This window comes from Pseudomonas sp. HP_08, assembly GCF_055284095.1.
This window is the reverse complement of record NZ_JBTOQC010000008.1, coordinates 44,594-70,343: the sequence shown is the minus strand read 5'-3', so window position 1 is coordinate 70,343 and position 25,750 is coordinate 44,594. Positions and strand designations below refer to the sequence as shown.

16 protein-coding genes and 2 pseudogenes are annotated in these 25,750 nt (G+C 56.6%); 10 read left to right on the top strand and 8 right to left on the bottom strand.

Annotated elements, in window-relative coordinates; translation table 11 throughout:
• Positions 1–37: 37 nt before the first annotated feature.
• Both ACYAS9_RS08990 and ACYAS9_RS08985 read left to right on the top strand, forming a co-directional pair.
• Positions 38–1,354, top strand: a complete 1,317-nt coding sequence (locus ACYAS9_RS08990; RefSeq protein ID WP_463567954.1) for an MFS transporter — start codon at positions 38–40, stop codon at positions 1,352–1,354.
• A gap of 15 nt (positions 1,355–1,369) precedes the next feature.
• On the top strand, positions 1,370–2,329 hold the full coding sequence (locus ACYAS9_RS08985; protein ID WP_463567953.1) for an NAD(P)-dependent oxidoreductase: 960 nt from the start codon (positions 1,370–1,372) through the stop codon (positions 2,327–2,329).
• A 130-nt stretch (positions 2,330–2,459) separates the two neighbouring features.
• On the opposite strand, the pseudogene ACYAS9_RS08980 reads toward ACYAS9_RS08985, so the two are convergent.
• The 4 genes and pseudogenes from ACYAS9_RS08980 to ACYAS9_RS08965 form a co-directional block, all read right to left on the bottom strand.
• Positions 2,460–2,891: pseudogene (locus tag ACYAS9_RS08980) on the bottom strand (methyl-accepting chemotaxis protein); the annotation flags it as partial.
• Between the two features lie 105 nt (positions 2,892–2,996).
• Positions 2,997–3,704: pseudogene (locus tag ACYAS9_RS08975) on the bottom strand (PAS domain-containing protein); the annotation flags it as partial.
• A gap of 188 nt (positions 3,705–3,892) precedes the next feature.
• Positions 3,893–4,240, bottom strand: a complete 348-nt coding sequence (locus ACYAS9_RS08970) for a hypothetical protein (protein WP_463567952.1) — start codon at positions 4,238–4,240, stop codon at positions 3,893–3,895.
• Positions 4,241–4,344: 104 nt separating this feature from the next.
• Positions 4,345–5,763, bottom strand: a complete 1,419-nt coding sequence (locus ACYAS9_RS08965; protein ID WP_463567951.1) for a mannose-1-phosphate guanylyltransferase/mannose-6-phosphate isomerase — start codon at positions 5,761–5,763, stop codon at positions 4,345–4,347.
• A gap of 279 nt (positions 5,764–6,042) precedes the next feature.
• Here ACYAS9_RS08965 and ACYAS9_RS08960 point away from each other — a divergent pair, with 279 nt between their 5' ends.
• A complete protein-coding gene (locus ACYAS9_RS08960; RefSeq protein ID WP_463567950.1) occupies positions 6,043–7,191 on the top strand; it encodes a glycosyltransferase family 4 protein in 1,149 nt (382 codons plus the stop codon).
• A gap of 10 nt (positions 7,192–7,201) precedes the next feature.
• On the opposite strand, the gene ACYAS9_RS08955 is transcribed toward ACYAS9_RS08960, so the two are convergent.
• The gene (locus ACYAS9_RS08955; RefSeq protein ID WP_463567949.1) at positions 7,202–8,524 is read right to left on the bottom strand and encodes a YsnF/AvaK domain-containing protein; all 1,323 of its coding nucleotides are present in this window, start codon (positions 8,522–8,524) and stop codon (positions 7,202–7,204) included.
• 230 nt (positions 8,525–8,754) lie between these two features.
• Between ACYAS9_RS08955 and ACYAS9_RS08950 the strand changes: the two genes are divergently transcribed.
• Positions 8,755–9,213: an REP-associated tyrosine transposase gene (locus ACYAS9_RS08950; RefSeq protein WP_463567948.1), complete on the top strand. Its 459-nt coding sequence runs from the start codon at positions 8,755–8,757 to the stop codon at positions 9,211–9,213.
• Positions 9,214–9,457: 244 nt separating this feature from the next.
• Here the strand turns inward: ACYAS9_RS08950 and ACYAS9_RS08945 are convergent, their stop codons facing one another.
• From ACYAS9_RS08945 to ACYAS9_RS08935, 3 genes are read right to left on the bottom strand one after another with little or no spacing between them, the layout of a single operon-like run.
• Positions 9,458–10,855 (bottom strand): TolC family outer membrane protein, encoded by a 1,398-nt coding sequence (locus ACYAS9_RS08945; RefSeq protein ID WP_463567947.1) that lies wholly within the window; start codon positions 10,853–10,855, stop codon positions 9,458–9,460.
• Positions 10,852–12,189: an HlyD family type I secretion periplasmic adaptor subunit gene (locus tag ACYAS9_RS08940; RefSeq protein WP_463567946.1), complete on the bottom strand. Its 1,338-nt coding sequence runs from the start codon at positions 12,187–12,189 to the stop codon at positions 10,852–10,854. The genes ACYAS9_RS08945 and ACYAS9_RS08940 overlap by 4 nt, the downstream gene beginning before the upstream one ends.
• Positions 12,190–12,202: 13 nt before the next feature.
• Entirely contained in the window at positions 12,203–13,963 is a 1,761-nt protein-coding gene (locus tag ACYAS9_RS08935; protein ID WP_463567945.1) for a type I secretion system permease/ATPase, read from the bottom strand.
• A gap of 810 nt (positions 13,964–14,773) precedes the next feature.
• Here ACYAS9_RS08935 and ACYAS9_RS08930 point away from each other — a divergent pair.
• The 6 genes from ACYAS9_RS08930 (at position 14,774) to ACYAS9_RS08905 (ending at position 25,689) form a co-directional block, all read left to right on the top strand.
• The gene (locus ACYAS9_RS08930; RefSeq protein ID WP_463567944.1) at positions 14,774–15,664 is read left to right on the top strand and encodes a hypothetical protein; all 891 of its coding nucleotides are present in this window, start codon (positions 14,774–14,776) and stop codon (positions 15,662–15,664) included.
• Positions 15,665–15,682: 18 nt separating this feature from the next.
• The gene (locus tag ACYAS9_RS08925) at positions 15,683–17,086 is read left to right on the top strand and encodes a DUF4214 domain-containing protein (protein WP_463567943.1); all 1,404 of its coding nucleotides are present in this window, start codon (positions 15,683–15,685) and stop codon (positions 17,084–17,086) included.
• A 150-nt stretch (positions 17,087–17,236) separates the two neighbouring features.
• On the top strand, positions 17,237–19,714 hold the full coding sequence (locus tag ACYAS9_RS08920; RefSeq protein WP_463567942.1) for a glycosyltransferase family 2 protein: 2,478 nt from the start codon (positions 17,237–17,239) through the stop codon (positions 19,712–19,714).
• Complete coding sequence (locus ACYAS9_RS08915) at positions 19,714–22,131, top strand: glycosyltransferase family 2 protein (RefSeq protein WP_463567941.1); 2,418 nt, start codon at positions 19,714–19,716, stop codon at positions 22,129–22,131. Before ACYAS9_RS08920 ends, ACYAS9_RS08915 begins: the two co-directional genes overlap by 1 nt.
• 163 nt (positions 22,132–22,294) lie before the next feature.
• Positions 22,295–23,338, top strand: a complete 1,044-nt coding sequence (locus tag ACYAS9_RS08910) for an HAD family hydrolase (RefSeq protein WP_463567940.1) — start codon at positions 22,295–22,297, stop codon at positions 23,336–23,338.
• A gap of 38 nt (positions 23,339–23,376) precedes the next feature.
• Positions 23,377–25,689 (top strand): rhamnan synthesis F family protein, encoded by a 2,313-nt coding sequence (locus ACYAS9_RS08905; protein ID WP_463567939.1) that lies wholly within the window; start codon positions 23,377–23,379, stop codon positions 25,687–25,689.
• Positions 25,690–25,750: the final 61 nt, after the last annotated feature.

Sequence of the window (25,750 nt, the reverse complement as noted above, 5' to 3'; positions counted from 1 at the left end):
CCTGCTGCGACAACAACAATAAGCTCAGGAAATCGCCATGGAAAAGTTACTCGACAGTATTAAAACCAACGGTCTGAAACGCCGCTGGTTATTGATCATGCCCATCGTTTTCATCACCTACAGCCTGGCCTATCTGGACCGCGCCAATTATGGCTTCGCGGCAGCGGCCGGCATGGCCGAGGACCTCAACATCACGCCCGGCATGTCGTCGTTGCTGGGCGCGCTGTTCTTTCTCGGCTACTTCTTCTTTCAGGTGCCCGGCGCGATCTACGCGCAGAAACGCAGCGTGAAAAAGCTGATTTTCGTCAGCCTGATCCTCTGGGGCAGCCTGGCGACGCTGACCGGCGTGGTTTCCAATGCTTACATGCTGATCGGCATCCGCTTTTTGCTCGGCGTGGTCGAAGCCGCCGTGATGCCGGCCATGCTGGTGTACCTGTGCTACTGGTTCACCCGCGCCGAGCGTTCACGGGCCAACACCGTGCTGATTCTCGGCAACCCGGTGACCATGCTCTGGATGTCCGTGGTCTCGGGCTACCTGGTCGCGCATTTCAGCTGGCGCTGGATGTTCATCATCGAAGGCCTGCCGGCGGTGATCTGGGCGTTTATCTGGTGGCGTCTGGTCGACGAACGCCCGGCGCAGGCCAAGTGGCTGAGCGAGACGGAGAAAACCGAGCTGCAAGCCAGGCTTGATGCCGAGCAAGTCGGCATCAAGCCGGTGAAAAATTACGCCGAAGCCTTTCGTTCGCCCAAGGTCTTGCTGCTGGCCGCGCAGTATTTCTGCTGGAGCATCGGCGTCTATGGCTTTGTGCTGTGGCTGCCGACCATTCTGAAAAAAGGCATGCAGATGGACATGGTCGAGGCCGGCTGGCTGTCGTCGCTGCCGTATCTGGCGGCGGTGATCGGCATGGTCGTGGTGTCGTGGGCCTCGGACAAACTGCAAAAGCGCAAACTGTTTGTCTGGCCACCGCTGCTGCTGGCCGCCATCGCCTTTTACGGCTCGTATGCCTTGGGCACCGAGCATTTCTGGTGGTCCTACGGCCTGCTGGTGATTGCCGGCGCCTGCATGTACGCGCCCTACGGTCCGTTCTTCGCCATTGTTCCGGAAATTCTGCCGTCCAACGTGGCCGGTGGCGCCATGGCCCTGATCAACAGCCTCGGTGCATTGGGCTCGTTCGCAGGCTCGTACCTGGTCGGCTACCTCAACGGCGTGACCGGCACGCTGAGCGCGTCTTACCTGTTCATGAGCGGCTCATTACTGGTGGCCGTGTTGCTAACACTGATGCTGCGGCCAGACAACAAGCCGCAGCCCGTCGTTGATCAGCACGCCAGCCAACGCGCTTCAGCGCATTCCTGATAGGGAACCTTCTCGATGAAAAAGCACGTTGTGTTGTACAAGACCTTGTCTGCACCGTTGATGGCGCGCTTGCAGGTCCACGCCGAAGTCACGCTGATCGAAGACCCCAAGCGCGACAATCTCGCCCGGCTGCGCGCCGCCCTGCCCCAGGCGCATGGGCTGCTGGGCGCCAGCCTTACGCTGGACGCTGCGCTGCTCGACCTGGCGCCACACCTGCAAGCCATCTCGACGGTGTCGGTGGGCGTCGACAATTACGACATCGACTACCTGAACCGGCGTGGCATTGCGCTGTGCAACACCCCAGATGTGCTGACCGAAACCACCGCCGACACCGGCTTTGCCCTGATCATGGCCACCGCCCGGCGCGTGGTGGAGCTGGCCAATCGGGTGCGCAGCGGTGAATGGACGCAGAACATTGGTCCAGCCCACTTTGGCAGTGACGTGCATGGCAAGACGCTGGGCATTATCGGCATGGGCCGGATCGGCGAGGCGCTGGCCCAGCGCGGACATTTCGGCTTCAACATGCCGGTGCTGTACCACTGCCGTTCGCCCAAGCCTGCCGTCGAGGCCCGCTTCAATGCCGGTTATCGCAGCCTTGAGGCGTTATTGAGGGAATCGGACTTTGTCTGCCTGACCGTACCGCTGACGGCTGAAACCGAAGGCCTGATCGGTCAGTCGCAACTGGCCCTGATGCGCCCCGAAAGCATTCTGATCAACATCGCGCGCGGCAAGGTCGTGGTCGAGCAGGCGCTGATCGAGGCCCTGCAAAACGGGCAGATACGCGGCGCCGGGCTGGACGTGTTCGAGCGCGAGCCGGTCAGCCCGGACTCGCCGCTGTTGCAGATGGATAACGTCGTGGCGACGCCGCACATGGGCTCGGCGACCCACGAAACCCGCGAAGCCATGGCCGCATGTGCAGTCGATAACCTTATCCGGGTGCTGGAGGGGCAGCAGCCTATCAACCGGGTTAACTAGGAGCGCGCTTGGTACTGGGCGGCATATTGACGACCGGCTGCGTTAGCAGTCGTAAATTTGTGGCGTTTCCACAATTTTACGAGCGCTTTGCACTCGGTCGCGGTGGTCCGGCACTCCGGCAAGCGCGCTCCTACAGTTGGTTGGCGAAGCGGCCTACGGCGCTGACCACTTGTTTGGCGCCTTCCTGGATTTCGACGATCACCGAGCCGGCTTCATTGGCCAGCACCAGTCCCTGTTCCGCCTGGCCGCGGCTGTTGGCCATGCCGCGTACGGCTTCGTCGGTCAGGGTCTGGTTCTGCTGCACCACGGTCACGATTTCTTCGGTCGCGGCACTGGTGCGGCCGGCCAGTTGCCGCACTTCATCGGCCACCACCGCAAAGCCGCGCCCTTGCTCACCGGCGCGGGCGGCTTCGATGGCGGCGTTGAGGGCCAACAGGTTGGTTTGCTGGGCAATGCCGCCGATGGTCTGCACGATCGAGCTGATCAACAAAGACTGCTTGCCCAGCGCTTCGATGCCGGTGGACGCTGACTGCATTTCTTCGGAGATCCGCCGCATGGTCTGCACGGTGTTCTGCACCACCTCCGCGCCACGCCGGGCGCTGACGTCGGTCTGCTGGGAAATCTCGAACGCGATGCTCGCCGCCTGGCTGACGTCTTCTTCGCGGGCTACCTGATCGGTGATCACCGTGGCGAACTTGACCACCTTGTAGAGCTTGCCCTGGGCGTCGTGCACCGGGTTGTAAGTGGCCTCCAGCCAGACCGGCCGGCCATGGCTGTCGACCCGTTTGAAGCGATTGGCGACGAACTCGCCACGGTTGAGGGTCGCCCAGAAATCCTTGTAGCCCGTAGACGACACCTCGCCGGGCTCACAGAACAGGCTGTGGTGCTTGCCCTTGATCTGCGCCAGCGTGTAACCCATGCCACGCAGAAACTGGTCATTGGCGGTCAGCACATGCCCGTTCAAATCAAACTCGATCACCGCTGTGGAGCGCAGCAGCGCCTGAATGAAGGCGGCGTTTTCAGCCGCCGTGTCGATGGTGCGGGTAATGTCCGAGCCATGGCAGTGAATACTCTGCAATTCACCGCGCTCATTGATGATCGGTTGCCACAGCGCGCTGATCCACGCCAGGCTGCCATCGGCACGCAGGAAGCGATACGTGTCATTGACCGCTTCGCCCTTTTGCACACCCGCGCGCAAATTGCGATAGCACTCCAGCTGCTTGACGTACGTGGGGACCAATTGGTCCATGGGCTTGCCCAGCACCTCATCGGCGCGATAGCCGAGCATGCGTAAAAACCGTTCGTTGACCTCAATGATCCGGTACTGGGCATCCAGGGTAATCGTGACCAGACAGGCATCAATGCCTTTTTGCATCTGTCGGTACATGGACAGCTCGGACTGCAGCGCCTGTAACTCCGTTTTCAAGCGAGTGTTGAACATAGCGACACCGATAGTAATGAGAGGGCTCCCTGCTATCGGAAAGCGTAGACGGGGTTTTAAATGTTCACGTAACGCAATGAAAAAAGCCTCGACGAGTCGAGGCTTTTGGGCAGTCTTGAGACTTACTGATCGGTATCGGCCTGGCAACTGAGCAGGTCTTCGTCTTCAATCACAAACTTTTCCGACGCGCTGATCTTCTGGCCTTCGACAATGCACTCGTCGGCATCTTCATCCACCAGACGCACATCCCACTTGCCCGGGTTCACACCGGTCAGGCTCAGGGTCATGCCCGGCTTGAGCACTTGCTTGCCCAAGTGGTCATCGCCCCAGTCTTCCTGGCTCGTCGGTGCGAAATAGATTTCGTGGATTTCCCAGGACGACTTGTTCTCGATCTTGATCGTTGCAGCGACAGCAGGCACGGCTTGCATCAACAGAAACGACACGCCAACAGCAACAAGGGCTTTCTTCATGGCTTTCTCGATATCGAGTGGGATGATATTGAATCGCCACAATGATAGCGGAATATTGACGTGTTAAAGGCCGAATGAAAAAAATCATCCGGCCCGTACTCTCGTTACTTCGGCAAACGCCCGTAGCGATCTTCAAAGCGCACGATGTCGTCTTCACCCAGATAAGCACCGGACTGCACTTCGATCAGTTCCAGCGGCACTTTGCCGGGGTTGGCCAGCGAGTGTTTGACGCCCAGCGGAATATAGGTCGACTGGTTCTCGGACAGAATCAGCTCCTGCTCGCCACAGATGACCTTGGCGGTACCGGACACCACGATCCAGTGCTCGGCGCGGTGGTAGTGCATCTGCAACGACAAGCACTCGCCCGGCAGGACGCTGATGCGCTTGACCTGATAGCGGTCGCCCATGTCGATGGTGTCGTAGTGACCCCATGGACGGTTGACCAGCGGATGGGTAACGAACTCCGGACGCTCTTCGGCCTGCAAGCGCTTGACCACGTCCTTGACCTGCTGGCTGTCATGCTTGTTGGCGACCAGCACGGCATCCTTGGTCTCGATGACGATCAGGTCCTCGACGCCAACGGTGGCCACCAGACGGTGATGCGACTGCACCAGGCAATTGTTGGTGTCGATCGCCAGCACATCGCCTTCCAGACGGTTGGCATTGGCATCGTGCGGGCCCACGTCCCAGATCGCCGACCAGCTGCCCAGATCGTTCCAGCCGGCATTCAGCGGTACGACCAGACCGGCTTCGGTGTGCTCCATGACCGCATAGTCCACCGACTCGTCGGCGCACAGCGCGAACTGCTCGGCCGGGATATGCGAGAAGTAGCTGTCGATCTGCGCGTGTTGCAGCGCCACACGGCAGGCACTGAGAATGTCCGGGCGGTGACGCTCAAGCTCTGCCAGAAACACCGAGGCGCGGAACATGAACATGCCGCTGTTCCACAGGTACGCGCCACTGGACAGGTACTCGGCGGCCAGTTCAGGCGACGGCTTTTCCTTGAACGCAGCGATAGCAAAACCGCCCTGATCAACCGCCTGGCCGCACTGAATGTAGCCAAAACCGGTCTCAGGATGCGTCGGCGTAATACCGAAAGTCACCAGACGGCCCGCCTCGGCGTGCGCCTGTGCGACCTTTACGGCCTCGCGGAAAGCGTCTTCATTGGGGATATGGTGATCGGCGGCCAGAACCAGCAACACAGGATCGGTGCCATCGGCGGTCGCTTCCAGCGCGGCCAGGGCAATGGCCGGGGCGGTGTTGCGCGCCAGCGGCTCAAGAATGATGCGGCGGCTACCCACCTTCGCCACCCGCAACTGCTCGGCAACGATAAAGCGATGGTTCTCATTGCTCACCACCAGCGCCGGCGAATGCTCCAGACCTTGCAGACGCGCCAGCGTGCGCTGAAACATCGTCCCCTGATCCTGGCCATCCAAAGCCAGAAACTGTTTGGGGAAACTCTGCCGCGACAACGGCCACAGACGAGAACCATTACCGCCAGCCAGAATTACGGGGGTGAACATAGAAACTCCATTCCTTAGCCACAAGGGCGTCATGAGGGCAGCATTATCCGGGGGCTGTAATAGGGATGCAATACAAGCCATTGAGCGGATACGACCCGTAAAGTGGCGGATATTTCCCTGCTGTGTTGATGTCAGAACATATCCATATGGCCAGCGCATGGTAGTCTGCGCGCCCTGTTAGGCGGCAGATGCGGCGATCCGTCCGGATTTGCGCCCTCTGCCGCCGATATTCACCCGAAAAAACCTGATGCAACTGATCGAATTCGAGAAAAACAAGACATGGACATAGGCTTGAGCTGTACCGTCTGGGCTGGCGGGGCACGGACCGGACATCTGGACGGTATCGGTATTTACTCCCGCGCGCTCTGGCAGGGCTTGAGTGCCCTGAGCCAGGACAACGACCTGCGCATCAAGCCCTATGCCTTTGGTAAAAACCTGCCGGCCATGCCGTTTGGTACCCCGCAGGTGCTGGCCAGGGATTTTCGGATTCATGCCATCCTCGGCGGCGTGCTCAAGCTGCCCTTGAGCAATTCGACGGACATCGCCCGCGACGTGCAGCTGTTCCATGCCACCGATCACCACATTCCGCTGATCCGCGGTGTGCCGACCATCGCCACGATCATGGACGTGATCCCGCTGCTGCACCCGGAGTGGATCAAGCAAGACCTCAAGCGCCTGAAAAGCTGGCTGTTCATCAACAGCATCCACCGCGCCGACCACATCATCACCATCTCCGAATACAGCAAGCAGGACATGGTCACGCACCTGGGCATAGAGCCTGCGCGCATCAGCGTTACCCCGCTGGGCGTGGACCCGGTGTATTTCCAGCGTGTCGAAACAGTAGAGCGTGAAGCGGTGCTGACCAGGCACGGCCTGCAACCGGGCTTCTTCCTGTCGGTAGGCACCCTGCAACCGCGCAAGAACCTGCTGCGGGTGCTCGACGCCTTCGAGCAACTGCCAGCCGAAGTGCGCAAGGCACACCCGCTGGTCGTGGTGGGCCGCAATGGCTGGCACAACGAAACCCTGCTGCCGCGCCTTGAGGCGTTGCAACAACGTGGCGAAGGTCGCTGGCTGAGTTATTTGCCGCAAAACGAAGTCATGGCCCTGCTGCAAAGCGCCGGAGCCCTGGTGTTTGCTTCGTTGTATGAAGGATTTGGCCTGCCGGCAATTGAAGCCTTTGCCGCGCAGTGCCCGCTGATTGCCTCCAACAGCACCTCGCTGCCGGAAGTCACTGGTGACGCCGCCTGGCCGGTCGACCCGCACGATGTCCAGAGCATCGCTGCGGCCATGCAAGCGGTGCTGCAGCAACCCGAAGAACGCGAACGCAAGGTCCGCCTGGGCCTGGAACGTGCCCGCCAGTTCACCTGGAGCGCTTGCGCGCAACAGACACTGGAGGTTTACCAGAAGGTGTTGGCGAACAAGCGCTGAGGCGAGGTTGTTACGGACGGGCTTTCAGGAGGCCGTCCGGGTTGATCAGGCTGTCACGATGCACGGTCGAGCCAGGCTCGGTCTGCACATCGACATCGGTACGGCGCACCGTGTCACGCACGGTCTCCATATGGTCAGATGAACGTTTGCCAAAGCTTACCTCCTCGACCACACGGGCGGTTTTTTCCACCACAAGCTCCTCGGCGGTCTCCTGAATTTCTATAGAGCCCTCCTTGAAGCTGTCCAGCTCATCGGCCGTGGCAGCACGATCAACCGCGTGACGCTCGATGTAAGCGTGTTCCTCGTGCAGGCTCACGGTCTCCTCGATCGGCCGCTCGGTCACGCGTGAAACAACCCGGACGCGCCCGGTATTGATCACCCGTTTACCGACCCGCAGGCTTTCTTCAATAACCGGAATCGACAGGTCTTCACTCAGACGGGTGTCCATCAGAGGGGCGGCCGCACCGGAGACATCGACGGTATCGGCATTCCAGGTGGACGAGCGCTCATCGATATCGAACGCGCCGTTGTGCTCCAGAATATCTTCGGCCTGTTCTAACTGCTCATCAGTGTCGAGCGTGGCCGTCAGCAGCGTGGCACCACGGCGGTAGGCTTCCGGGTATGCCGTCGCGTAACGGTGGGGTTTATCGCCATCGTCACCGCTGAACAGCGAGCCGAAGAAATTGCCGACCTTTTGCCCGAATGGCTCGTGATCGTCATTGTCGCCGGCACCGTGTTCAGACCCTGTGAGCTCGGACGAGGACAGCTTGATATTGCTCTCCAGAATGTTATGGCTCAGCAACTGAGCCTTGGCGGCATTAGCTTCTGCCAGCGTATCGAAGGCTGCTACTAGAGTATGCGTCATGATTTGATTCTCTCTACTGATAGGAGGAATTGGGCCATGGAGCAAAGGCTTGACCGTTTGATCCTGGTCAGCCGGAGTGGCTTCGCGGTGCTTGAGCACCACACGTTCGATCTGCAAAGTCACTTCCTGGCTAGAAAGTGTTTCGTCGACATACTGTCGAATGTGCAGCTCCTCCTTGAGCATCAGGCGCTTTTCAACGACCAGCACTTCTTCAAGTACCGGAATGATGGTCACACCGTTTTCGGTCCTGACCTGCGGGGGATTGGCAGCATCCACGACGGTGCCGACAGGCACTCTGTCCACCGAAGCACCGCCTGTTTGCAGCACTTCGGATATCACGTGATGTCGAGACTCAATCTGCTTTTCAACCGTGGCCACGCCGGTGACGACCGTCCGTTTTGACAGCGTTGCCACCTCCTCCAGAACAGGAATCGGAGCATTACCGCTGCATCTATCGGGGCCGTCCATAAACCGCTATCTCCTCAAGTTAATAGCGCCTGCTATTAAAGGTGAGTAACGGTCAGAAGGGTTCGTTCAAAGCGACTGATGAAGGGTCGAATACCTGTGGGAGGGAGTTCTGCTCGCGATGGCTTCACGTGGTTAATCGATGAAACACCCTGTGCAAACCTGATCGCCCGGAAGCTGTGGCAGGGCCTTATATTCGGCCGCATCACATTAATGCGCCAAAGGGCAAAGGAATGCTCAAAAAACCACATTCATCCGGCCTGCGCGCCGGTCGCTTTTCGCAACCAGGCCGAATCTATCTGGTGACCGCTACGACAATCGCCAGAGAACCTGTATTTGGTCAGTGGCCAACAGGTCGCTTGCTGGTCAGAGAGCTGAAACAGGCGCATGAATCGGGGCTGGTCTGCTCGCTGGCCTGGGTCGTTATGCCCGATCACCTGCACTGGCTATTTGAATTGCGTACCGGCTCACTGGCCAGTGTCATGCAAAGGGTGAAATCGAAAACAGCGAAAGCCGTGAACAAGGCCAGTCATCGACAAGGCAAGGTCTGGCAGGATAGCTATCACGACAAGGCTGTGCGCCAGGAACAAGATCTTGTGCACGTTGCGCGCTACATCGTCGCCAATCCTGTCCGGGCAGGCCTGGTAAAAAGCGTGCGAGATTATCCGCTTTGGGATGCCGTCTGGATCTAGCTCTTTGCTTTTACAGCATCAGAGTCAGCCACAAATTCAGTGCCGGACATACTGTGGGAGGGAGCGGGCGGCGATCCGTTTCTGCTCGCGAATAGCTGTGCCATATACGCTGGATATGTATACGGATGCACCGGCCTCTTCGCCAGCAGAGCTGCCTCCCACAGGATCAGTGTCAGCCACAAGACTTCGCCAGCAGAGCTGACCAGTTCAAGCTGCCTCCCATAGATTGAGGTACGGCAGCGGGCTAGCGAATCCCGGTCGGGGCCGGTTTGGCGGGTTCTTGTGCCACGGCAGTGCCGCCCAGCCAGACGTTGACGCTGTCGATGCTGTCTTGCGGCGGGCGTCCGGCCCAGCGGTTCAGGATGAACAGGTTGGTGATGAAATCGTATTGCGCCTTGAGCAAATCACGACGGGCCTTGAACTCGGTCTGCACGCTGTTGAGCACGTCCACCGCATTTACGACCCCATACTTGAACGCCTGCTCTGCCGCATTGCTCGACTCTTTGGCCGAGTCCAGGGCGTTCTTGCTGGCACGCACCTTCTCGACACTGGAAAACGCGGTCAGGTACGAGTTGGTGGTCTCCTTGACCACCTGCCGGCGCGCCGCTTCAAGTTCCTGCTCGACGGCCAGTTGTTCGTCGTACAGCCCGCGCACCCGCGCCGACGTCGAGCCACCGCTGTAGAGCGGTACTTTCAGATTGATGCTCGCCACATAACTGTCGCTGCGACTGGTCAGTGTGTTGTCATAGCCCACGTCACTCTGCTGGCCGCTGATGCTGAAACCCAGAGTCGGATAATGCCCGCCCTTGCCTTCACGCACCGCCGCATTGGCCACCTCGACGTTACTTTCACGCGACTTGAGCATCGGGTTGCTGTCCATCGCCTGGGTCACCCAGCTTTCCAGTGAATTACCCGGCACCTCAAAGGCAATGTCGTTACGAATGCGGCTCAGTGGCTCCACGATCGGTCGCCCCACAAGCTCCGACAACGCGGCTCGGCTAACACGAACCTGATTACGCGCCTCGATCTCCTGCGCAGCCAACAAGTCGACCCGCGCCTTGAGATCCAGCACATCGGTCTTCTTGGCAAACTGACGCTCGTACAGTGCCGAGACCAGATCAAGGTTCTTCTGCGTGGCACGCCGCTCGGCCATCAACAGCTCAAGCTCGTCGTCCGCTGACAAGGCCACAAAATAGCGCTGCGCCAGATCGACCGTCGCTTCAGCCTGCGCATCATCGGCCTGTTGGCCCTTCTGCAAGGTGACGCTCTTGGACTTTTGATAGCCTTCCCAGACCGCCTTGTTGTACAAGTGCTGGGTCAGACTCAAGCCGTAGCTGGAGTTGTTATAGATGTCGCGCTCGGCGTCATTCTTGCGCAATACCCGGTTGAAACTGCCGTTGGCCGACACCTGCGGCAGCAACGTACCGAACGCCTCACGCTCTTTCTCCTCCGCCGACCGGGCACGCAGGTAGGCGGCCAGGATGCGTGGATCCTCAAGACGAGACTGGCGAAACAGCTCCATCAGGTCGATGGTCTGCAACGATTCGCGGGTGACCTGCGGGGCATCGGGTTGTGCGGCCTGAGCCTGGTACGAGACCAGGCCCAACGCCAGAACGAGAGGTAATAAACGCAGCACGGTCACTCCTCGATCATCGACTTGGCGAACATGTTACGCGCAGGCTTGAGCAGGTATTCAAGCATGGTGCGGCTACCAGCGTTGATCAGCACTTCAGCGGGCATGCCGGGTTGCAGGCGGCGATCAGCGAGTTTCTTGATGCCGTCCTCGGTGAGCTGGACTCGCACCAGATAATAAGGGTTACCGTCTTTCGGATCTTCCAGGCGGTCAGCAGAAATACCTACCACCGTGCCTTCAATAATTGGCGTGGTATAGCTGTTAAAGGCGGTGAAACGGATATCCGTCAGCTTGCCCATCTCGACACGGTCAATGTCATTGGGCGCAATATGCGCCTCGATGATAAGTTCAGAAGACTCCGGTACGATGTCCAGTAGCGGGGTTGCTGCGCTGACCACACCGCCGACAGTGTGGATTTTCATGTCCAGCACCATGCCGTCTTCAGGCGCACGAATCACGATCCGTGAAAGACGATCTTCCAAGGCTGCGGCTTTCTCTTGCAGGTCAAACACCGTGGCCTGCACTTCACTAAGCTCATTGACCACATCCGAGTTGAATTTCTTGTTCAGCTGGACGATCTGCAGTTCGGTTTCGCTGATCTGCAACTGGGTCTTGGTGATCGTGGACTCATGATCGGCCACTTCGGACTTAAGCATGTCCAGGCGGCGCTCCTGCTCAAGCAAGCGCTGTTTCTCGACGAAGCCCTGAGCCAGCAATGGCTTGAGCTCAGCGATTTCGCTGCTGTAAGAGCGCTGCAGACTGCCCTTGGTACGGATCATGTCCTTAAGGCCGATGATCTGCTGCTTCAACTGACCGATACGCTCACGCTGTACGGAAATCTCACCCATCATTGAAAGCTTGCGGGCTTTGAACACCTGCTGCTCACCCGCGATAGCTTCTTGAGCACGCTGACTGTCAGTATCCTTGATCACCAGCGCCGGAATTTCGTCCAGATCGTCGCGCTCGGCACGCAAACGGGCTTCTTTGGCCTTGGCTGACACAAGCTGGTTACGCGTCGACTCATATTCGGCACTCAATTGCGACTCATCCAGCACTATCAGCGGATCACCTTTATGTACAGTGTCGCCATCACGGGCCAGCAGCTCTTTGACGATGCCCCCTTCCAGGTGCTGAACCGTCTTGCGGTAGCTCTGCACCATCACCACGCCACTACCATAGACAGCGTTATTCAGCGGCGCTACGGCCGCCCAAGTACCGAAAATGCCAAAGGTTACCAGTACGATAGTCATCCCGATTCGACGAATACCGCGATCGGAGGTCGGCAAGTCATTAGAGTGCTCGTCGGACTGCTCATCGAGCACATTCACTGCTTTACTGCTCATCTACGAATTCCTTTCACGCGCCAGGTTGCGCAGGAGCAACGTCAGTACTGGTTGAAGCTGCTTTCTGTTGGGCTTGAAGCTGCGCCGCTTTGGCCTGCTGCTGGGCCAGTTCGGCAATAACTTGCTCACGCGCGCCGTACATGCTGATGGTGCCGTTGCTCAGCACCATGACACGGTCAAGGCGAGACAAAATACTCGGTCGGTGCGAAATGATGAACACTGTGGCACCTGTTTCCTTGACCTTCTGCAAGGCCACGCTCAACGCGCGCTCACCGACATCGTCAAGGTTGGAGTTGGGCTCATCAAGCACGATCAGCCGCGGGCTACCGTACAGCGCACGAGCCAAGCCAATACGCTGACGCTGGCCGCCCGACAGGTTGATTCCTTCACTGCCAATCAGCGTGTCGTAACCATCGGGTTGTTGCAGGATCAGCTCATGCACGCCAGCCATACGCGCGGCATGCACGACCTTCTCGGGGTCGACCTTGCCAAAGCGGGCAATATTGTCGCTGATAGTGCCTTCGAACAATTCGATATCCTGTGGCAGATAACCTAGGTGCGGGCCCAGACGCTCTTTGTCCCAACTGCTGATATCGGCGCCGTCCAGGCGTACCGTACCGTTTTTAGGCGCCCAGATACCTAGCAACGCCCGAGCCAGGGTTGACTTGCCGGCACCGCTTGGGCCAACAATGCCAACAATGCTGCCTGTTGGAGTTACAAAGCTGATATTACGAATGACAGCGGATTTGGCTCCAGGCGGAGAAACCACCAGATTTTCGACCTGAATGTGACCTTCAGGATCGGGCAACACCATGCGTTCTGGCTCGCTGTTGAGTTGTTCCATGGTTTCATTCAATCGCGTGTACTGCACGCGTGCAGCAATGAAACCTTTCCAGCTACCGATCATCTGGTCAATTGGCGACAGTGCGCGCCCAAGCAATAGCGAGCCAGCCATCATCAGGCCGGGATTGATCTCGTGAGTAATGACCAGATACGCCCCGATTGCCAGCATGATGGATTGTGACCACACTCGAAAAGTACGGGAAATATTGCTGACAACACCGCCCTTGTCACTGGCATCAGACTGCAATACAAGCACCCGACGCTGCCGTCTTGCCCAACGCGCCATTAGCGTATCGAGCATCCCCATGGACTCGATGACCTCGGCATTACGCAAGGTCTTGGTGGTCAGCAAGTTAGCTGCGACGCTTTCTTTGTTGGCATCGGTAAGGGTCTTGCCGGTATAGCGATGATTCAAGTACGCCAAAAACACCAGAACGACGGCCGAGCCAATAGTCATCCAGCCAAACCATGGATGGAACAGGAACATCACCGCCGTGTAGATCGGTAGCCAAGGCGCGTCGAAAAAGGCAAACAAGCCCCTTCCAGTCAAAAATTGCCGGAGAGCCGTCAGGTCATTCAGCGATTGAGCCGTAGGGTCCATACCACCGCTGTTAAGCGCCTTCTTGAAGCTGGCACGATAAACATCACGGCTAAGCAGCATATCCAGGCGGTTGCTTATGCGCACCATGATCCTGGAGCGTACCCACTCCAGGGAGCCCATGGTTATCATCAGGACGGTCATGATCAGCGTCAGCATGATCAGCGTCGAGCTGCTTCCAGTGGAAATAACCCGGCTGGAAACCTGGATCATGTAGAAGGTGGGGACCAGCATCAAAGCATTGATGAAGAAGCTGAAAAATCCCAGTGAGAGGAAGCTGCCTTTACAGACCTTGAGAGCAGCCTGCAAATTGTTTTCGTGTGGACGACTCATAGAATCCGTACTGATGAGGGGCGGCGAAGGCGCGGCAGTGTAGCACCGGCGGTGATGCCGATGCAGCATTAGAGGGCCATCAAGTTAACCAAAGCGCGGTTAAACACAAGTGAAGATTTTTCCAGCGGTACTTGTGAGCACCTGCAAAAACTCCAGGGTCAATTTTCAATCCCGGAAAAAGTTCCATTTTTTTATTTTTTTCTCCCTGACGAGCGAAAAGCATCTGCTGCCGGTGCGGCATTGACGCTCTGCCACGCCCTTTCTACGAGTTGAATAGCCGGTTTGCATAAACACATAACAAGAAGGCATAACTTGCAAAACCGCACTACAGCAATAACCAACTGCTCTTTGCAACAGCAATCGACTCGTGCGCTGCTGATGACAGCACCGCTGCCCATTTGTTCCCTCTACAGCAAATAATATCAAAAGGCCTGCCCTCTACAAGAACGGCTAAAGAAGAGAAGAAGGCCGGAATCCTTGACCTCCGAGCCGAGTAACAGGATGTTACGTCGATCTTGAGCGCTCATCAGAGTCTCTGAAAACGGTAGCCCTGTTTCGGGTCAGAAGAGAGACTCATCGCACTATGACAGGTCAGCAATCGTTTGCTGATGCATGTCATCGCAGGGAAAATTTCCCACACAGATTATGGAATTTTCCTATTTACTCAATTGACTTTTCCCACAAATGGATTACCCTCTCGAATCGTGGCTCAAAGTGGGTCGCATGAACAATTACATCTAGAGAAGTTGGTTAACGACCAACGGGTTGCTAATAGATGTAGCCGCTCAAGATGAGAAGGAAGCTTATTGAGTGCAGTCGCAAAAACACGATGGCCTGAAAATCAATTCCCGGATCACCCTGCTGGAACCCGGGATGTACATTTTCCGCTACGCCTCCCAGCCAACCGCTGAAAAAAGCGTCTGCATCGCCTTGCAGCAAGCGCCGCTGGGCAAAGGTGCAATCGACTTTTTCCCCGCTGAAGGCGTGAGCAAGAACATTCTCACCAAACTCGGCGACTGCATCATCGGCCGCGTCAAAGGTGGCGTTACAACGGTTCTGATCACTGAGTACTACCTGGCCAACCATGAAGTTGAGCCGGTGGACCTGCGTATCGACCGCATCGACACCTCTGCCGCCATCATGCGCAACCTCAAGCCTACTATTTCCACCCCGGATACTGCAGCCCTGTCAAATATGACACCTGGCGCTGCCGTACTGACATTGACTGGCCATATCGAACAAATTGGCGACGTCAGTGTCATTAACCAGTGCCTGGGCGATGAAGCCGGACAAAGCCGCCTTGAAGGTTTCGCCGTCAATTGGGCCAACAAGCCTCAAGGCGTCGATCTGGCCTACACCACAACGCTTGCAGGTGCAGGCCCCGGCCAGAAAGTCATGACCGGCAGTTTTACCGGTGCTCGTAATAAAGCTGCAGCAATCATCGCAGTAGGCTTCAGCCTCACAGGCCCTGAACGTGCCGATTATGAACTGGCAGGCCATGTGGTATTTGCCGGTGGTGACCGGCAAGCGATTGTCACCGATCAAATGATTTTTGGACCCAGCGGTAACGAACCGCTGGTTGCAATGAGTTTAACGATTACTCCCAGGAACGAGATCAACGCCCTCCGCCATACATCTCAAAGTCAAAGGGAACAACCTGCGATTACGCAGACGGATAGCAACATAGGCCAACTGGCCTGATATGGCAGGAATTGACTCATGGCATTGCAATACGACAAACCAGTAACCAGCACCGACTTCGCAGCAGCTCTGGCAGCCAACACCAACATCTCGAGCACCACTACTGCTGCCATCAGCTCGGTATTGGGCCTGGATTCCGTAGATTCCCTGGCTGTTGCCAGCTGGAACGGCACTGGTCCAGTTATCGCTCCAGTCGGTCAGATTCCTGACGTTCTGGCTATCAGCGCTGCTGATGAAGCCGCACTGTCTCTGCCTTTCGGCACTGAAGACACCAAAGTCGTTATCCTCGACACTCAAGCTGGCGACGACGTCACTCTGACCATTGGTGCAGAAGCCGCTGCCGCTCGCCTGCTGGCCACTGACGCTGTTGTTGAAGGCATCGCTCGCGTTGTAGTTGGCGGCGACGGCAACGAAACCATCACTGTCAACGGTAGCACCAACGTGCTGCTGGACGGCGGCGCTGGCGACGACACCCTGACCACTGGCTCCGGCAATGACGTGATCATCGCTGGCACCGGCACCAACACCATCGACGCAGGCGCTGGCAACGACACCATCGTTACCGGTCTGGGCGTTGACACCATCGACGCTGGTGCTGGTTTCGACACCATCGACGTGGTTGGCAACCGTGCAGACTTCGCTGCTACCGTAGCGAACGGTTCTCTGGTTCTGACTGGCTCTGGCGCTTCTGTTGGTGCAGTTTCGACTGTTACCGGTGCCGAGTTCCTGACCTTCGCTGACGGCCAGTCCGTAGCAATCGTCGAGACTCAAGCTGAAGCTCAAGCTCTGAGCCTGTACTCCGCCCTGCTGGGTCGTGATGCAGACGCAGGTGGTGCTGAGAACTTCCTGGGCGCAGTCAACAGCGGTACTTCGCTGACTAACGTTGTTGATCAGTTCCTGAACTCCAACGAGTACCTGACTGCCGAGCGCACTGACTTCCTGGCTGACCTGTACCAAGGTCTGTTCGGTCGTGCAACTGATGACACTGGCCTGCAAGGCTGGCTGTCGGTGTTCGAGCAAGGTGCAAGCCGTAGCGACGTGATCGCCGGTATCGCTGGTTCGGCTGAAGCTTCGGCTCTGTCCGACGACGCGTTCGTCTCCGCTCTGTACGAAGCTGCTCTGGGTCGTGCATCGGCTGGTACCGAAGCTGATGGCTGGCTGTCGCTGCTGGAATCGGGTACTTCGCGTACTGAAGTTGCTGACAGCATCTTTGCCTCGGCCGAGTCCAACCACAACGCCAACTCCGAGTTCGTCGATTCGCTGTTCGACAACCTGGGTAACACCAACGATTCGGCTAAAGCAGGCTACCTGCTGGCGCTGGACAGCGGTGCAACTCACAACGAGGTTGTTGTTTCGCTCATCGGTCAAGACGATGCTCTGGACAACGTCACCAACGTGATCGTGGTACCAGGCGCGGTCTAATCCCCCGCTCCGCTGCAACAAAGCTGAACACCTCCAGCCGCAAGGCTGGGGGTTTTCAAAAAAGGGGCACCTTCGGGCGCCCCTCTTTCATTTATCAGCGAAATACCCATGCCCATGTCCAAAGACGCCCTGCATGAGCGAGGTACGCTCATGGATCATTTCCATCGCCAGCGCCAAAGCGGCCAGCATGGCGATGCCGCGGTTTGTCTGGAACGTGCGCTGCAAACCCCCGAATACCGTCCTGAAGCCTTGATCTGGAAAGGCATACAAGCGCTGCAGGAACAACGCCCCACCCACGCATTCATCTACCTGACCAGTGCCGCCAATGCCCTGCCCGACCGGGCCGACATTCGTGCACTTGTAGGTCGTAGCATTCTCGCCCAGCAGCAGCCTGAGCTCGCTGCACGGCAACTGACCGCTGCCTGGCAACAGATGCCCGCCGACCCGGCGCTGCGCATCATGCTCTGGCAAGTCCGTAGCAAGACTGAAAAACCCGAAAAACTGCGCAAGCAGATTCTGGCCCGCCTGCCTGAAATCACCGATCCCAAAGAACTGCACCTGGTGTTGAGCCTGCTGGCTACCCAGCCGAACCCGCCAGCCTATGTCGGCGTGGTCAGTTACCAAGCGGAAACGAGTGAAATTCAGGGTTGGGCGGTAAGCCTCAGAAACCCGCAATCGGTCGTTGGCCTGAGCATCCTCAATGCCGGGCAAAGCACATCATGTGCGGCCGACAAGCCTCATCCGCTTTTGACCCAGGCGGGTTTTCCTGCCACCCACGGTGGTATTCATGAGCACATCACCGATCCGGCGCTGACCCTGAGCGTGAGGTTTGATGACGGCACGTCCTTGCTGGGCAGCCCGTTGCTGAACCAGCCACCCTTTATGCCGCCGGTACAAGTCGGCAAAACCCGCAGCCGCCAGGAACCGGTCGATGTCCTGATTCCGGTTTACGACGGCTATGAAGAAACCCTCGAGTGCCTGAACAGCGCCATCCGCAGCCGCAGCCTGAACCGTACTGCGCACCGCCTGGTGGTGCTCGATGACGCTACGCCCAATGCGCCTTTACGCGAAGCACTGCTGGCCATGGCCGCCGCCGGCGATATCGAGCATGTGATCAACCCGGTTAACCTGGGTTTTATTCGCAACGTCAACCGCGGCATGGCCTACAGCCCGGAGCGCGACGTGGTGTGGCTCAATGCCGATACCCGCGTGCATGGCGACTGGCTGGACCGACTGCGTGCTGTCGCCTACAGCGATAAAAGCATTGCCTCGGTTACGCCGTTTACCAATAACGGCGAGTTGATGAGTTTTCCGGAAAGCCGCATCAGCCACAGCATGCCCAGCGCGCAGGAACAAGCACACCTGGATGATCTGGCCCGCCAGACCGACAGCCCGGCCATGGAAATTGAAACCGGCTGTGGTTTTTGCCTGTACATCAAGCGCCGCGCCATTGTCGAGGTTGGTTACCTCGATGAGGTACACCTGATGCGCGGCTATGGTGAAGAAACCGACTGGTGCCTGCGGGCCCGATCGCACGGCTGGCGGCATATGGGTGCGCCTAATGTGTTTGTTGCGCACCAGGGCGGTGCATCGTTCGGTGACGAAAAGGTTATACGCGTGGCGTACAACAACGCCATTCTCATGCGCCGTTATCCGGATGCCTCCGCTCGTTATTCAGCGTTTTGCCTGCGGGACCCGATCAAGCCGGCGCGGCAAGCTTTGCAACGGGCTCGCCTTGCAGAACTGAGCGAACAGATCGCAAATGCCTCTAAAAGCCAGTGGCCAAAAACCGGTCTGAAACAGTTGCACCTGCACAACGGTAGCCTGCCCGACTTGCCCCTGAGCCTGACTTGGCGTCATACGAATCAACAGACCTGGATCACGCTGCAGGCCGACCTGCAACCGCTGACTTTGAACCTCGACTACGCCTGGCCTGCTGATCAGCAGCGTTTGCTGAAGGATCTACAGGACCTGCCGCTGGATGAGTTGATCTATCAGCAACTGGATGACTGCCCGGCTGCGCTGTTCGACTTGCCAAGCCAACTGGACAAGCCTTACCGCATTGTTTGCCATGACAACCGCTTACTGGAGCAAGACGGCTTGCAGGACTGGCCTGCCTTTGCACGCTTGGCCGCCAGTGTGCAACTCCCTTTTAAAGCCCTGCAAAAGCGCTACAGCGCAGCACTGCCTGACAGTCGCTTTGTTATCGGTAAAGTCCGCAAACCGGTTGCCGCCACCAAGAACATATTGCGCGTGATTCTGATTGCCGACACGCTGCGCAACCAGCCTCTGGCCGAACAGTGGATTGCACTGGCCAGACGGATCACCCGCGAAAAACGCCCTGTCCTGTTGCTGACGCACACCGATGGACCATGGTTTAAAACCCTGCTGGCGACCGGTGCCGTTCAGCCGTTACTCGAATTAGACGGCTTGAATCTGGCCGAATGCGCGTTGCTCGCAGGCTGTAAAGTCGCCTTGAGCCTGGATCATAACCCCGGGGCCGGCTGGACTGCGCCGAGCCTGGCGTATGAGCTGGACCTGCCGCTGTATGCCCCCCCCGGTTCTGCTGCGAGTGAAGCCGGAGCACGTCCCATCAACCAGTTATCTTTTTTAGCGGATCGGGTCTGATGTCACTAGAAGTCTTGAATCACGAACAGCGCACGCTCAACAGCCGCTTCAGCGGCGCGATCAGCGGTCTTTATGGCGACGTGTTGCAGGGCTGGGCACTGGATACCGAGCAACTCAATCAACGTTTGGTCATTGAGATTTTCGTCAACGGCGCCAGTGTTGCACTGGTGCGCGCCGATCATTTCCACCCGGATGCAACGGTAGGCGATCAATTTCATGGGTTTGCCGTGCAGTTGTGGCCAGCCTGGTTATCGGATGCGCGCTATATCAGTGCCCGGATTGCCAACCAGGATTTCTGGCTTGAAGACACTCTCAAACTACCCGCGCCCATCAATAAAGAGCCTGCACCCGCAGCTTCGCAAGTCTGGTACAGCGACGAAGGCCTCAAACTCAGTGGATGGGCCTGGGATCCGCAAGCCCCCCATCGGCATGTACAAGTCACCATTCGCGAAGGCAGCCATGTATTAGGCCGTGTCATCTCTGACAAGTATCGTCAGGGCATTGTCAGCAAGGCGGGCAGCGATCATGGTTTTGACTTTGACCTGCCGTGGGAGCTGGCCGATGGCAAGCTACACATCTTGCATCTGGAAAATGACCAGGGACAGCCGCTGACAGGTAGTCCGATCAACGTGTGCTGCTGGCCTGAAGGGCTAGAAGGCTTGCTGCAACGCTATGACAATTCGCCAGACGAAGAAACCTTCGCGCTGTTGAGCCAAGGTATAAAAGAACTCACGTTGCATGCACCGAAAAGCGCAGGCTTTCAGCACTACCCTCACTGGTTTGAATTGTTCCAGCACAATGTGCCGGCGAAAAGTCGGCCACCTCAAGGCAAGCTGGGTGTGCTGTTGCTCAGCGAAGGTGATGCGGCTCTGGAAAGCATCAGCCTGGGCAGCCTGCGCAGTCAACGAGTCATCCAGTACCAGATAGCCAAAGGCTCGGTACATGACGTGCTACCGGCGCTGGCCCATCTGCTTAAAGACGGGTGCGACCGCATCGTGCCCTTGTTTGATGGCGACCGGCTGGGGGCCCATGCGCTTGAGCATCTGAGCGGCCTGCTCAACGATGGCAGCGCCTGGGGGTTTGCCGACTGCGACCGTGACGGTCCACACGGTGAGCGCAGCCTGCCGTGGTTAAAACCGGTCTGGGATATCGACTTGTTCATCGGTGCCGATATTTTCACGCACGGCGCGATTTTCAGCTCTACCGTTCTGAACCAGGCACTGGCCTTGCTGACACCGTTCGATGGATTGAAGTCGCTGAACTGGCAGTTCCTGCTTGCCGGGATTGCTCTGGCAACCGAAATGAGCCACGCCAGTGTCACGCATCTACCGCAGGTGCTTTACCACCGTCATCATCTGGCGCCGGCCAGTCCCGAACAGGCCGCTGCATCGATGGACCGCCATCAGGCTATCGCCTGGCTGTGCCAATGCCTGACACCGGGCGCGCTGGTCAGGGCCTTGCCTGCCTACCCAGCGTTACTGCGCGCTCAATGGCCATTGCCGGCAGAGTTGCCACGCGTCAGCTTGATCGTTCCCACTCGTGACCAGGTCGGCCTGTTACGCACCTGCATCGAAGGGCTGCTGAACAATACCGATTATCCAGACCTGGAAATCATCGTTGTCGACAACCAGTCCAGCGACCCGGCCACACTGGCCTACTTTGAAGAACTGCCGGCCCAGGGGGTAAAAGTACTGCCCTACCCACAGCCATTCAATTACTCAGCTATCAACAACCGTGCTGTGGCTCATGCCACCGGTGAGTTGATCGGACTGATCAATAACGACATCGAAATCATCGAGGCGGGCTGGCTCAAAGAGATGGTCAGCCAATTGCTACGCCCCCATGTAGGAGCGGTCGGCGCCAAACTGCTGTGGCCCAACCGGATGGTTCAGCACGGGGGTGTGGTCCTGGGCATGAGTGGTCTGGCGGCACACACCGGGCATGGGGTAGAGCAACGTGACCCAGGCTATTTGGGCCTGAATCAAATTTCTCGCCGACAGAGCGCCGTGACGGCCGCGTGTCTGTTGTTACGTAAATCCGTGTTTAAAGCGGTGGGTGGGTTCGATGAACAGGCTTTCCCGGTCACCTTTAACGATGTCGATCTATGCCTGCGCCTCCAGCAAGCAGGCCTGCACCTTATCTGGACACCGTTTGCACAGTTGATTCATGCCGAGTCCTCCAGTCGAGGCAAGGATGAAACACGAGAGAAACGTGCACGCGCCTCACGTGAACAGCAGGGCTTTCTGGCGCGCTGGTCTTCGCACTTGGTGAACGACCCTTATTATCACCCGGCCTTGAATCTGGATTATGTGAGCGGGCCCTATGGGGGGCTGGCCATTCCGGTCAGAAGTACGGCGGCCAGAAGCAAGGCATCGACCCTCCAAGGCCGACCGGCCCATAAGGATACAGCGCCATGACCAGAAACCTCGCCGATGCCGTGGGTACATTTACCCACGCGACGGGTCTGGAGGAGACTGGATTTGAAACCTGTGTCTTGCAGTTCTTTTGAGTGGGCTTTAAAAAGCACGTCCCCCTGCGGACACCCCAGCAATCAACCTTTTATCACGGGCGAAATGTGGCATGAAGAACTCTCATAGGGCGCTATACGAATTTGGATATAGCTTCTTTTCGCCCATCTTCAACCATTACGTACGCCGAATCATCGAGTCCCCCAATGAATACCGTACGGTCTGTCTTGCCCGTGAAGGCTGGGTTTTCTTTAAACTATTAACCCACCTGCAGGATCGCCATCTTATCCAGTTGCAGCACGCGCCTCTGTACTTGAAGGTTTCGAGAACCTTATTGTTCAGAAGCCAGTTAGGGAACCCCTACGTCTGGGACGCAGCGCTGAACAGCATTTTTGAGGGTTCGATTTTAAACCTTCTGATGAAGCGCTTTGGCATTCAGCAGCACGAAGCCTTCGAGTGGTTGCCTGCAGAACTGCTGAACCTTGACGTGTCTCTCCCGGATGACAAAGACACATTTATTCAGTGGATGTCGCCACATAATGAGCGCCTTAAAACCTACGTAACCCCCACACGTACGGCGGTTTCCACTTACTTTGAACGTGAGGGGCTGCTGCAAGGACCTCATCCACTGATGCTGGACCTTGGGTATGCTGGCACCATACAAAAACTGATTACACGCATGATCGAGAGGGATACATCCGGCCTTTACTTTATTGCCAACGAAGCCGGCGATGCTCAGGTGGGAAATCAGGTCGCCCACCTGCGCGGTGTGTTCAAGGAAAATATAAAGTGGTCTGAAGGCTACTTGATGCTTGAGCGCTCTTTGTTGTTAGAAACGTTGATGACCGCCCCTCACGGACAAGTGATTGATATCCGGCTCACAACAAGCGGTGTGCTTGATTTCTTTTATGGTCGTATGGCGGCTCCTCAGCGTTACCGTCAAGATCTGGATGCCATCATGCAAGGGGCTATCGATGGTGTTGAAGAGGGGTTTCGCTTGAACATTGAGTACAGTGTCGAGGATATTGAAGCGCTTTATGCGGGTTTTGCGCTGATCCCTAGCGCGATCCCACGAGAGGTTTTTCATATATTTGACATTGACGATGACTTTTCAGGAAACGGCGTACTTAACCCGACCACATTATTTGGCCTATAACGCCTCGTCCTCACTTATTAACCTGGTCGGCACCTTATATGAAAGTCAAAGAACCTATTATAAATAAAGACCTGCAAGAAATAATTACCTATATCGAAAAAATAGGGGTATTTGACAAAAAATTTTATCGTGCCCAGCTCAGTGGCAAGTCGATAAAATTTAAGAACCTGATCGAACACTATCTGATGGAAGGATGGAAAACCGGTTTTGAACCGCACCCATGCTTCCATACCGTGTTTTACTGGCAACACCATGCCGATGTTCGCGAAACAAAAATGCACCCGTTCATCCATTTCGTCATGCACGGGCATCGTGAGGACCGCTACACACGGAAAGATTTTTCGCTTTCTGATTATCGCAGGCGTCATCCTGACATTGACGTGCAAGGCCTTAATCCATTTAAGCACTACACTCAAACATACGGTCAGTCAAAACAGCTTCCTGGCACGTCGGGGCTTTATTCAGCACCCAAAGACCCTGCAAATATCAATGAAGTTCTGTCTACAGCGCTGGACCTCGGGTTATTTGACAAGGACTGGTACAACGAGACGTATGGAAAGTCGTTCGTGGACGCCAAGCCTGCGTTCAGCGACTATCTTTTCAAATCAAGATTTTCGCCTGTTAACCCCTCATTGTTATTTGACAGTGAAACCTATCACCGTCTGAACTTTGACGTTTACCACTTGCAGATGAGTCCGCTTTATCACTACCTCATGACAGGCAAGGAGGAAGGCCGGCCATGCCCACCTGCTATCAGACGATGGCATCCCAAGACAACGCTCACGATCACTGACGAACTGTTGCCAGATGCGAACAACCTGAACATTGCTGTTTGCCTGCATATTTTCTATGAAGACTACATTGATCGCTTTTCACAGGCATTGAGCACCTTTCCTGTTGACATCGATGTGTTCATCACGCTGGCCAATACGGAGCATGAAACACGCGCCAATGAGGTATTCAGTAAGCACCCGCGTGTGAAGCGTGTTGAAATCCGCTGTGTCCCTAACCGCGGAAGAAATTTTGGACCTTTGCTGGTTGAGTTCGCAGAGCAGTTACAACGCTACGATCTGTTTTGCCACCTGCATTCTAAAAAGTCCCTGTATTCTGGCCGAGAACAAACGCAATGGTCGGACTACCTGACGGAATACCTGATACGCGATGAATCCGTCGTGACCCGGGTCGTAAACGCTTTTCAGAAGAACCCCGACCTGGGTGTGTATTACCCGACCACGTTCTGGATGATGCCTTCATGGGTTAACCACATCACCATGAACAAAGGGTTCATGAAGACCTGGCAACAGGATCTTGGCATGGACGAACACGATGGCTTTTTAAGCTACCCTGCCGGTGGCATGTTTTGGGCCAGACCTGAAGCCCTGAAAGGTATTATCGACCGTCAGTACGACTATGATTTCTTTCCTGCAGAGCCCCTTCCGAATGACGGGTCCATGCTGCATGCCCTGGAGAGAATGATCGGGTTACTGGCCGAGCATAATGGCTACAAACAGTTTTTTTACTATCCGCCGTCTGGACAATTCACCACAGACCAAAGCTACACCGTTTCCAGCTATGTCAACAGCATGGAGAACATACAAACGCAACTCAGAAACTTTGAAACCATCAGTTTCGATGTGTTCGATACCTTGGTACGCCGGGAACACACCTTTGCGGACTATGCCAAGCTTCTTCTTGGCAAAGAGCTTGTAGAACGAAAGCTGTTCGAGTCGCCTCACGATTTTGTGGCGCTTCGTAACGATGTCGAGTTTCAACTCCGTAAGCGCTCAGGCTTTCAAGGTGATGTCGGCATCCGTGCTATCTATACCGAGATTGGCGTGCAGTTAAAGCTCCCGGAAGATGACGCTCAACGCTTGATGCAGCGTGAGTTTGAGCTGGACCTTGACGGGTTGTGCGCCAAAGATGAAATGGTCGATATGTTCAACAACCTGGGTAGCCTGGAGCATACCCTTTTGGTGATTTCCGACACGTATTACACACGAGACCAGATTGGCCTTATCTTGAAAAAAGCGGGTGTTTCAGCGCCTTATCGTCTGCTCGTTTCCAGCGAGGAGCAGAAGCGCAAAGACAACGGCACAATGTGGCACATGATAAAGTCCGAGCTTCAGCGCGATCAAGTCACCCGCTATATTCATGTTGGCGATAACGTTGTCGCTGACTGTCAACTCCCCGGCGATTTAGGTCTGACCACCTTGCATATCTTGCACCCTGCCGATAAATGGAAGGCATTAGGGTTTCCCGCCGTCAAAGAAACGGGATCGTCTCTGGACGAGTACACAATCAAGAAATGGGGCAAGCTTATTAGCTGTATCGGAAGGGTACCGTTTTTATGACAGTGAACACTACCCACCGCCTATGCGCCTTGAAGCGCCGTATGAAAAAACTTCCTGTATC